This is a genomic window from Clostridium sp. AF02-29 (assembly GCF_934835585.1).
Classification (GTDB): Bacteria; Bacillota; Clostridia; order Lachnospirales; family Lachnospiraceae; genus Otoolea; species Otoolea fessa.
The window spans coordinates 1-8,484 of record NZ_CAKVZK010000056.1 but is presented as its reverse complement, the minus strand read 5'-3'; the positions used below and the strand labels follow the sequence as shown (position 1 = coordinate 8,484).

Below are 8,484 nucleotides of genomic sequence, written 5' to 3'. Positions count from 1 at the left end.
GGAGATTGCGCCGGTGGTGGAGGAAATGATGAAGCTGCTGCCGCTGGTGTTCTATCTTCTGGTGTTTGAGCCGGAGAGCGAGAGAATTAAGCCCGCCGCCATCACGCTCGCCCTGAGCTTCGCCACCTTTGAAAACGTGTGCTATCTCATCCAGAACGGCGCGGACCGCTTCTCCTTCATCTTCTTCCGGGGCTTCGGCACGGGAGCCATGCACGTCCTCTGCGGCCTGATCGTGGGCGGCGGGCTTGCCTATGCGTGGCGGCGGACGTGGCTTAAAATAGCCGGTACGTGCGGGCTGCTGGGCGCGGCCATCACCCTCCACGCCATCTATAATCTGCTCATTGCTTACGGCGGCGCGGCGCAGTATGTGGCCTATGTCCTGCCGGTGCTGCTGGTAGCGGCGGGAAGATGGTCCGCTTTCCGCTTATCGCAGAGGAAATAACCGAACATTTACTCCCTGAGAGCTGCCTCTTGGCGGCTCTCAAATTTTTTTGAAAAATTTTGCGTTTTGGGTGAGAGTTTTTTCGATTTTTTGTACCTATATAAGTGAAAGGGTTTTTATCACAGTTCCAGACAAACCGGAAAGGGGGTTCAAACGATATGTACGATACCGCAAGACGGGTCGCATTCGTCAAGCAGCGGGTGCGGGAAAACAACCGCCGGAGGCAGCGGCGCGAGGTAATAAGTCTCTCCGCAGCGTGTATGCTGTTGTACGCGGCGCTGATGCAGACAGCGGGCACGGTCGTCGGGCCGGGGCAACCGGAAGCATGGGGCGTGTTCGGCTCGATGCTGCTGCGGCAGGACGCGGGCGGCTATGTGCTGGTGGCCGTCGTCTCCTTTGCAGCGGCGGTGGTCATCACCGCGCTGTGCTTCCGACTCAGAAGCAAGGAAAACCGGAGAAAAGACGGGACGGATAAGCCGAACCAACACGAAAAGGAGGAGAAAAGCCAATGAAGAAACGAATACTCAGTATCATACTTCTATGCTGCATGGTGCTGACGCTGCTGCCGACAGCGGTCTTTGCTGCGGGTGAGCTACCGGATGTCAAACTTTCCGTCCCAACGGCGTTTGACAAGATAGTGGACCTTACGGAGCAGAACAAAGAATTGAAAATCAAGGACAGCAAGACCTATCTGATCAAGGGCTCCACAGATCCGAACTGGTATTTTCAGTACCGGATCAAAATTGATGGCAAGAACAATACACCGCACATCTTTCTGGACGGCGTCCGCCTTCAGGCACCCGAGGACGGCCCTGCCATCGAGCTTTACGGCGGCGCCTCCGCCTGCCTGTACTTTATCGGCGGGGACAGCGAGCTGATCGGCGCGGAGAACTTCGCTGCGCTGCAGAAAAACAAAACCGATGGCTATCTCCGGGTTCTGGTGCAGACGGGGACAAAGCTCACGTGTGAAGGCGGCAGGTATGGCGCTGGCATCGGAGGCTCAAAGGTCGGAATCAAGAACTTCTCGCAGGGACACGGCATGAACCTTCATTTCGGCTCTCTGGCGACGGGTATCTATGGCGGTGAGATTCTTGCGACCAGCGGCGTATACGGTGCGGGTATCGGCGGCGGTCAGGGCGGCGTCGGCGAGCAGATTTATGTGTATTCCGGCAAGCTGACGGTGCGGTCCGTTTCGGAAGGCGCAGGGATCGGTGGCGGTCAGGGCGGCCCCGGACGCTTTATTTATATCAAGGGCGGCACGGTGAATGCCGGCAGCGAGTCAGGCGGAGCAGGAATAGGCAGCGGCGATCAAGACGGACAGAACAAGTCGGAAGATGCGCATCATATCGAGATTTCCGGTGGAACGGTCGAAGCTTGGAGTAACTATGCCGGCGCAGGAATCGGTGGCGGAAGAGGCGGTTCGGGCTATGACATTTCCATCACTGGCGGCGTGGTGAGGGCGCAGGGCTACTTGGGCGCGGGCATCGGCGGCGGCATGAACGGCAACAGCGGGAACATTCTGATCAAGGACACAACGCTGACTGCGCTGGCCTTTCCGCTTTATCAGGACTACGGTTATACAGAGCTGTCTGCATCCGCGGTCGGAAGAGGCTCGAACCGGGCGTACTACATGGCAGTGATGCAAGATCAGGAATTTGCAATGATTATAGAAGAGAACATCAAAATCGGAGCCTCGGACGGGAAGTCCGTGTGGCTGAGCGCGACAGGGTGGCAGTGGCGCCACAACCAGGAACCGTATAAGAAGTACTGGGGCACCACAACGGAGCTTCTTATCCCCAACGAAAATGGGCGCGTGGACCTGCAGCGGCTGAGCCTGCCATATGCCTACAATTACGGCAGAGTGATCAGCAAGCTGGAGCTGCGCTGCGAGGAAAGCACATGCAGCCATGAACTGGGTTGGACGGACTGGGACGGCTGCCACATCTGGGCCTGTGTGAAATGCGGCGCGCGAGACCCCGCTGCGGAAATGTCCAAACAAAACGCCAAACACATTCCCGGCGACTGGGGCAATCAGAAGCAGCTCTGCACTGTGTGCGGCCATGTGATGGGAACGGACACGAAGGCACCGGTGCTGGAGGGTTTGAATGACGGTGAGAGCTACACCGTCGAGGATACCATCGATGGAAATCCCGGCGCGTACACCTTCACCGTGAGCGACCCGGCTGCATCGGGAGAGACGTCCTCCGGCATCAAGTCGGTGACCATCAACGGCGAGCCACAAGACGGCCCCACCTATCGTCTCCCCGCGCCGGATGGCGGCAACAATGACGCGGGAGCGGAATATACCGTGATCGCGACTGACAACGCGGGAAACGAAACTACGGCGACAGTCAGAACATACAGGTGGCACCACGTGAAGGTCATCAGCCCGGACGGCAACGGAACGGCTTCCGCATCTCCTGACAAGGCCGTGGCTGGTACGGAAATCACCCTGACCGCAACGCCCAAAGACGGCTACCGCTTCAAGGAGTGGCAGGTCGTATCTCCGGCAGGGCTTGTAATCACCAACAACAAGTTCACCATGCCGGACAGCAATGTGGAGGTCAAAGCTATCTTCGAGGAGGACGCGCCTACCGCCCCTACCGAGCATACCGTCAAATTCAATGCCAACGGTGGCGGCGGCACAATGGCAGATGTCACCGGCGTTTCCGGCAGCTACACCCTGCCCGCCTGCGGTTTTACTGAACCGGAAGGCAAGCAATTCAAGGGCTGGTCAACCAGTGCCGACGGTTCGGTTATTTCCGGCACGACCTATGAAGTAAGCTCGGATACTATCTTCTATGCAATCTGGGAGAGTAAAGAGTATTCCATCATCGTAACGGACGGCAAAGCGACAATCGGTGCAGGAAGCGAAATCAGTAAAGCGGCGCAAGGCACAACCATTACTCTGACCGCAAATGCGGCTCCTGACGGTAAGGTGTTTGATAAGTGGGTAGTAGAAAGCGGCAACACTACTCTTGAAGATGCGAACAGTGAAACCACTACTTTCATAATGCCTGACAGTGAAGTCAGCGTGAAAGCGACCTACACAATTCCCCATACCCATACCTACGATCAGGAAATTCAGAAGCCGGAAACCCTCAAGTCGGCTGCCGACTGCACCAACGATGCAGTATATTTCAAGAGCTGCTCCTGCGGAGAGATCAGCACAACAGAAACCTTTACAGCAGCAGGTACACAGCTCGGGCACGCATGGGCAAGCGATTGGAGCAAGGACACAGACAATCATTGGAAAGAATGCTCTCGCTGCCACGAAAAGAAGGACGAGGCGGCTCACGATTACGGTAGCGATAACATCTGCGACACCTGCGGATATGACAAGACCGTACCGCATACGCACAATCTGACCCTCGTTCCCGCAAAGGCTCCTACTTGCACGGAGAAAGGCAACACGGCATATTACACCTGCGACGGCTGTGACAAGTGGTTTGAGGATGCAACCGGTGCATCCGAAATTACCGACAAGACAAGCGTAATCCTTGCGGCAACAGGTCATAGCGCTTCCGACTGGAAGTCCGATAATACCGATCACTGGAAAGAGTGCACCGTTGTCGGCTGCGGCGTGATCATCGAGGGCAGCAAGGCGGCGCATACCGCCGGTGAATGGATTATCGACACTCCGGCAACAGCTACCACAAGCGGCTCAAAGCATAAGGAATGCACCGTCTGCGGTTATACGATGGCAACCGAAACCATCCCGGCAACCGGCGGCGGTGAGCATACTCACAGCTACGGCAGCGAGTGGAAGAACGATGCCGACAACCACTGGCATGAGTGCTCCTGCGGCGATAAGAAAGATACAGCAGCGCATACCGCCGGCGAATGGATCATCGACACCCCGGCAAGTGCTACAACCGACGGCTCAAAGCATAAGGAATGCACCGTCTGCGGTTATACGATGGCAACCGAAACTATCCCGGCAACCGGCGGCGGTGAGCATACTCACAGCTACGGCTCCGACTGGAAGAACGATGCTACGAACCACTGGCATGAGTGCTCTTGCAGAGATAAGGCCGATAAGGCGGCACACGACTTCAAGTGGGTTGTTGACAAGGAAGCGACCGCAACGCAAAAGGGCTCCAAGCATGAGGAGTGCAGGGTTTGCGGCTACAAGAAGGCGGCAGTTGAGATTCCGGCTACCGGAACACCGACTGAGCCGGGCAAGCCGACCGATTCGGATTCTCCGCAGACCGGTGACAACAGCAATATGATCCTTTGGATCGCACTGCTGTTTGTCAGCGGCGGCGTAGTGATCGGCATCACCGTTTACAGCAAAAAGAAGAAAGAAAACGCTGAATAAATCAGCTGCGAACCTTTGAGCAAAGGGCGGTGACGGACATTGCCGTCATCGCCCTTTCGCTTGGACTGGAGAAGAAATCTTCCATTGATTTATAGCCTGTCCACTTCATAAAGTGACGTATGTTGTTGATATAGGTATCTGCAGTTCGGGAGGACCTGTTACGAATCAGGCATTCCTCTCTGAGCTTGTTAAAATATTTTTCGTACATAATAAACCTCCATGATACTAGTAACGTTAATGAGTCACTGCCATCATGGATGTTCACGTATTAAAGATACCCTCTTGAGAAAAAGAGATTCTGGTGTTATTCTATTCATGGCAGTGTTAATGATGAACCTGTTCGATTGTTATTTTGTGGTGATTTAACAATACTACTTTTAGGGCTCATTATCTACTGCCTTTTTAAGTTAAAGAGAAAACTGTGCCACAGCCTTCGCAGGCCATCGCACAGCGATTTAGTTCAATTCAAGTTTGTCGAACTGACAAACCATAACAATTTAATATAAACAACAGCGTTAGAGCATTTATGTGATTGAAACATAGATGCTCTTTTTTTGTGCCCTTTGGGCAATGTATATGAATGTAACTTTAGGACATTTTGTCCAGAAGTTCAGATAAAGGAAATTAAGGAGGAACACGAGATGTGCATTAAAATGTGTATCTTATGGGTGAGAGCACCCACAGACAGAAGCCATAGGAAAACATATAACAGGAGGACAGAACAATGTTCGATGAGTTGACGCAGGAGTCATTCCAAACGGGAAAGGCGATTGTGACTGTCAGCGTGGATCTGATAACAGCCATTGCGGAAGCCTGTAAACGTTCAGAAGAGAAAAATCCCGGTATGAGTGCGGAGCAGAAGGAAACTCTGCTTGGCAAGGTAGTCGATAAGGTGGTTTCCAACTATAAGGAGACACATGGCTCGTTAAAGGATTTTAACCAAGAGGGTAAAGATGTTACTTCCATAGATGTGAATGATGAGAGAACCGCAGAGATATTAAAGAAAGCGTGTAAAAAAAGTCATATTCCGGTGGATATGAGAGAAGTCACACGGGCAGATGGTTCGGTAACACATACAGCATGTGAACCTTATTTTATGACGATGCTATTTGTAGTATTCATGGCAAGAAGCAGAAAAGCGGAGTTTCAGATACCATTTGAACGACCAAAGATGAAAATGCTCCTGCAGAGTATCGGTATCTCAGTATGCTTCTGATGATGTAGCTGACCGGATAGGATTGATAGAATGATTTGCATGATGTTGTGGTATTAATTGCGGGTATGAGTGAAAAATGGTATAATCAATGTGTATTTTTCGATTATAAGTGGTTAGGATTATATAGTATATGACACAAAAGAGGGGAAACAAGGGATGGCTTTTGAAGAAGAACTTAAAACACTAATAGAAAGAACAAAAAAGAATGGCACAGATACCAGTATGTTCTTGAAAAAATTAACATGGGAATGACAATAAAGGGAATGTACAGACAAGATGTATATGAACTTCCTACAGATAGCATAAGAGAGTTGATTGCAAACGCAGTGGCTCATCGTAGTTATCTTGAGCCGGGAAATATACAAGTGGCATTGTATGATGACAGACTAGAGATTACTTCGCCGGGTATGCTACTGAATAATGTTACGATCGAAAAAATGATAGAAGGTTACTCAAGACCGAGAAATCCCGCAATCGCAAGAGCTTTTGCGTACATGAAAATTATTGAAAAATGGGGAACTGGAATACCGAGGTTATTTGCAGCCTGTGAGGAATATGGATTACCGAAGCCGGAGTTGATTGATTTTGATGGCGATTTCAGAGTAAATATGTATCGAAAAAGGGATGCTAATACAGAAACTAACACAGAAACTAACATAGAAACTAACACAGAAACTAACACAGAAAATGTAGGGAGAATAATTAGGCTCATGGGTGAACAGCCTTCCATTACAGTAAAGATGATTGCACAGCAGCTTGGGCTTTCTGTTGGAGGAGTTCGCTATCATATCAATAAATTAAAGAAAGATGGTGTTGTGGAGCATATCGGTTCTTCTAAGAAAGGTACATGGGTAATCCATGATTAAAATTGTTGTATTGCGAGTGGAATAGTATACTAAAAGCAAAAGGTGAACAATTAAAGCGATTATGCCGATATACAATGTGAGTCAGTAAATGGATTTACAATATAATGTGCACAAGGAGGTTACATTATGTCAAAAATTACAGATTATGCTTTTTTGTTTCAAAATTCATCCGGAAAGTCGGCATTTAATCCAATAGGGAGTTTCCAATTATCCCAGCTCAATAGCAGTGCAGTACAATCACAGTTAAAAGCAGCAGGGATTAACACAAACAGCAAACAATATAAAACCGTTATAAGTAAAATGATGCAAAATGCAAACGGAATGATGTATACCAATCCGGCAGCCATAAAGAATTTGATGAAGAACTATGATAAAGATGGGGACTATATTTCTCCGGCAACTGGTCTTGCCGGTATGGACGCAACGGATATTCCTATTTCGCAGAGACACGTGATTATTGATATTCCTGAAAAAAACAGACAGGAAATGTTTGATAATGCAAAACGGGAGTTCCTTGAAGAAAATGGAATTGCAAACGGAGATACTACAAAACGTTCAGATGTGTTTTACCATTATCAAAAGTCTGCAAAGAAGCGGGACAGATTAAAGGGGACGTGGACTTTAGAACAATATGAACGACAGTATAATCAAGCTTTTTATGATGCGGCAAAGGCTGCCAATCCAACATGGAAACCTGGAAAAGCGATAAAAGCAGGTGCGTTGGATGGGATTACAAGAGAGCAAATTGATAAATCATTGACTGTAACGATGGGACAATATGGAGAAATATTCAAGAGAGGTTTTGATCTGAAATTATAATGATCTGAATATATTAGTAGACAGAACGGCATTTTGTGTAACAAATGCCGTTCGGATGCCTTTTCTATAACTTTACTGCAAAGCATGAGGATTAAATATCTTCATGCTTTTTCCCTAGATAGGTGTCAATTTCCTTCTGGTGGCGCTGCAGCTCCTTTAGATCACGCTCGTTTTGTTGCTGCTGCTCCTCAAGGTTATACATATCCTGCTCAGCCTGCTCGAGTCGATTTTGCAGTATTTTGATATTGGAACTGGTGATTGCAGTGAGGTCTATGTTGTGGCTTTCCAGTGCGAATTTCGCATCATGGTAGGCGTTTAGCTGGAGACATAGCTTCGTATGTAGCTTTCCGCTTTTCTTTTCGTTCTTTCGCTCTTTCCTTTTGCGTTTTCAGATAGGCCTGTCGTCTCGAAATTCTCTTTTTTATGTTGTCGTCGGTATAGAAGGAACCGAGAGAGTATAAATTTAGCAAACTTCATCAAATCTTTATTTTTCCCTGATAGATTATATTTCAGTAAGAAATAAAATATAGAAGGAAGGATAGAAAAGATGGAAATGATGTTGCAGACACAAAATTTGTGTAAATATTTTAAAAAGCAGAAAGCAGTAAATAATGTTTCACTCAATATAGAAAAAGGACAGATTTATGGACTGCTTGGACCGAATGGTGCTGGTAAATCTACTACATTGAAAATGCTGACCGGTATGATGAAACCAACTGCAGGAAAGATTTACCTTGATGGAAAACTATGGAATAGGAAGGATTTGTCAAAAATAGGAGCGTTAATTGAAAATCCGCCTATTTATGAAAATCTTTCCGCC

At 48.7% G+C, this 8,484-nt stretch carries 8 protein-coding genes; 7 read left to right on the top strand and 1 reads right to left on the bottom strand.

Going from position 1 to position 8,484, the window contains the following annotated elements; all coding sequences use genetic code 11:
* From PUQ60_RS11025 to PUQ60_RS11015, 3 genes are all read left to right on the top strand, one after another.
* Positions 1-442: PrsW family glutamic-type intramembrane protease (locus PUQ60_RS11025; protein ID WP_273483001.1), on the top strand; the 442-nt coding region annotated here is incomplete at its 5' end.
* Between the two features lie 158 nt (positions 443-600).
* A complete protein-coding gene (locus tag PUQ60_RS11020; protein ID WP_118734470.1) occupies positions 601-954 on the top strand; it encodes a glycosyltransferase in 354 nt (117 codons plus the stop codon).
* On the top strand, positions 951-4,763 hold the full coding sequence (locus PUQ60_RS11015) for an InlB B-repeat-containing protein (protein WP_273417174.1): 3,813 nt from the start codon (positions 951-953) through the stop codon (positions 4,761-4,763). The genes PUQ60_RS11020 and PUQ60_RS11015 overlap by 4 nt, the downstream gene beginning before the upstream one ends.
* Position 4,764: 1 nt before the next feature.
* Here the strand turns inward: PUQ60_RS11015 and PUQ60_RS11010 are convergent, their stop codons facing one another.
* Positions 4,765-4,971 (bottom strand): hypothetical protein, encoded by a 207-nt coding sequence (locus PUQ60_RS11010; protein WP_117781706.1) that lies wholly within the window; start codon positions 4,969-4,971, stop codon positions 4,765-4,767.
* A 516-nt stretch (positions 4,972-5,487) separates the two neighbouring features.
* On the opposite strand from PUQ60_RS11010, the gene PUQ60_RS11005 reads away from it, so the two are divergent.
* The 4 genes from PUQ60_RS11005 to PUQ60_RS10990 all read left to right on the top strand — a co-directional run.
* A complete protein-coding gene (locus PUQ60_RS11005; protein ID WP_273417175.1) occupies positions 5,488-5,979 on the top strand; it encodes a hypothetical protein in 492 nt (163 codons plus the stop codon).
* A gap of 242 nt (positions 5,980-6,221) precedes the next feature.
* Positions 6,222-6,845 carry an ATP-binding protein gene (locus tag PUQ60_RS11000; RefSeq protein ID WP_243032653.1) on the top strand — a complete coding sequence of 208 codons (624 nt, stop codon included), beginning with the start codon at positions 6,222-6,224 and terminating at the stop codon, positions 6,843-6,845.
* 126 nt (positions 6,846-6,971) lie between these two features.
* The gene (locus tag PUQ60_RS10995; protein WP_273417176.1) at positions 6,972-7,664 is read left to right on the top strand and encodes a DUF3879 family protein; all 693 of its coding nucleotides are present in this window, start codon (positions 6,972-6,974) and stop codon (positions 7,662-7,664) included.
* A 547-nt stretch (positions 7,665-8,211) separates the two neighbouring features.
* Positions 8,212-8,484 (top strand): ATP-binding cassette domain-containing protein (locus PUQ60_RS10990; protein ID WP_273482999.1); only part of this gene is annotated, 273 nt, incomplete at its 3' end.

What these genes read in the sequence shown, in the direction of transcription:
- PUQ60_RS11020 (WP_118734470.1), top strand. Translation starts at nt 601, where the DNA reads ATGTACGATACCGCAAGACGGGTCGCATTCGTCAAGCAGCGGGTGCGG.
- PUQ60_RS11015 (WP_273417174.1), top strand. Translation starts at nt 951, where the DNA reads ATGAAGAAACGAATACTCAGTATCATACTTCTATGCTGCATGGTGCTG.
- PUQ60_RS11010 (WP_117781706.1), bottom strand. Translation starts at nt 4,971, where the DNA reads ATGTACGAAAAATATTTTAACAAGCTCAGAGAGGAATGCCTGATTCGT.
- PUQ60_RS11005 (WP_273417175.1), top strand. Translation starts at nt 5,488, where the DNA reads ATGTTCGATGAGTTGACGCAGGAGTCATTCCAAACGGGAAAGGCGATT.
- PUQ60_RS11000 (WP_243032653.1), top strand. Translation starts at nt 6,222, where the DNA reads ATGGGAATGACAATAAAGGGAATGTACAGACAAGATGTATATGAACTT.
- PUQ60_RS10995 (WP_273417176.1), top strand. Translation starts at nt 6,972, where the DNA reads ATGTCAAAAATTACAGATTATGCTTTTTTGTTTCAAAATTCATCCGGA.